Origin of the sequence: Acinetobacter sp. CIP 102529 (genome assembly GCF_000368325.1) — a bacterium.
GTDB classification, from domain to species: Bacteria; Pseudomonadota; Gammaproteobacteria; order Pseudomonadales; family Moraxellaceae; genus Acinetobacter; species Acinetobacter parvus.
Genome location: NZ_KB849354.1, coordinates 8,425 through 9,689, shown reverse-complemented (window position 1 = coordinate 9,689; position 1,265 = coordinate 8,425). Strand labels below are relative to the sequence as shown.

Here is a 1,265-nt window from a genome sequence, read left to right as displayed (position 1 = left end):
GTCTTAATCCCTTATCAGCAGGGAAGTCTGTTCAGACTCTACCCTCTTTTTTTTCTTTTGTAAAGCAAAGACTTATAGAGGCTAAATATTTCAAAGTATGTATCAGTAAAGTTGCTGTATGACAAAATGTTTCACAATTTTTCTTATAAATATAAAAAACAATATGTTGTGATAATTTTTGTGCGAATACTATGTCAATACATGAATTGTAGTCCCATACATGGGCGTGCTGATCAAACTGGGTTAGGGCGTACAACATAAAATTCCTCCAATCGGATACGACAATCGCGTAACTGTTGTGCGCTTAATTCTAAACCTCTGAAATGTGCAGGCACATGCATGGATAAATGAACATAACGAATACCTCGCACATGCAAGTCTGCAACCAAATGAATAGGTAAAGTCCCGATTACCGTATCTTCAGCACGCAGTTCATCAAAATTTGCTAAATGGGTAACATGCACATCGTAATGTACATGCTCCTCTTTAGCCCATTCTAATGCACCTTTATGGCGAGTAATAAAATAAACGGTCATCTTATTTTCCACATCATTCAATATGTAAAAGCATGCCATAGATCAACTACAAATGTATGATCTATAAGCTTATACCTTGACTGATATTTATCGATTTAGGCTGTAGCCATTCTGAAATAAGCTGACTTAAATTGAGTAAATCACGTTCTTGGAATATGCGAATTTCAGAATTATTGGCACGAGTTAAGTTGTAATCTTTCAAACTATATAGCGAAACAACTGCTTGTTTTTGGTTGATTCCACCAAAATCTTGCAAAGAAGATAATTTATACAAAACATCTTTAGCTTGTTCATGTGCCATCGTTTTTGCTGTTTTACATTCTATACAATATAAATGAGCATGATGAATAAACATGACATCCATTTCATTTGGAGTATCTAGGACTTACGCACTATTATTTATAGATTCTCTGTGGTAGCAGATGATTTTTATCGAGAATAAAGTCATCAATGAAGTCTTTGATAATTGGTCTAAATAATTTCTTCTGCCAACGATATACATTTTCAAAGATCAGCTCAAACTGGTTTTTTTGTATCTCGACGTAGGCCATCAAGGCTGAAAAAAATATGATTCAAAATCAGTTTAGATCGTCTTACTTGAAACTTTTCAATATGACAAACCTGTTTAATCACTCGGTGATATTGTTCTATTTTCCAATGACTTGAATGTAATTCATGAAAACCCTCAAAGGACAATAAATCATCTTCATCTTGATGCACAATATAAAA

At 33.8% G+C, this 1,265-nt stretch carries 2 protein-coding genes and 1 pseudogene; all 3 read right to left on the bottom strand.

The window, feature by feature from the left end:
- Nucleotides 1-233: 233 nt before the first annotated feature.
- Nucleotides 234-536 (bottom strand): CRISPR-associated protein Csx16, encoded by a 303-nt coding sequence (gene csx16, locus F972_RS02335; protein WP_004681129.1) that lies wholly within the window; start codon nucleotides 534-536, stop codon nucleotides 234-236.
- 61 nt (nucleotides 537-597) lie between these two features.
- The gene (locus F972_RS02330) at nucleotides 598-900 is read right to left on the bottom strand and encodes a Card1-like endonuclease domain-containing protein (protein WP_004755717.1); all 303 of its coding nucleotides are present in this window, start codon (nucleotides 898-900) and stop codon (nucleotides 598-600) included.
- Nucleotides 901-931: 31 nt separating this feature from the next.
- Nucleotides 932-1,265: pseudogene (locus F972_RS16180) on the bottom strand (transposase); the annotation flags it as partial.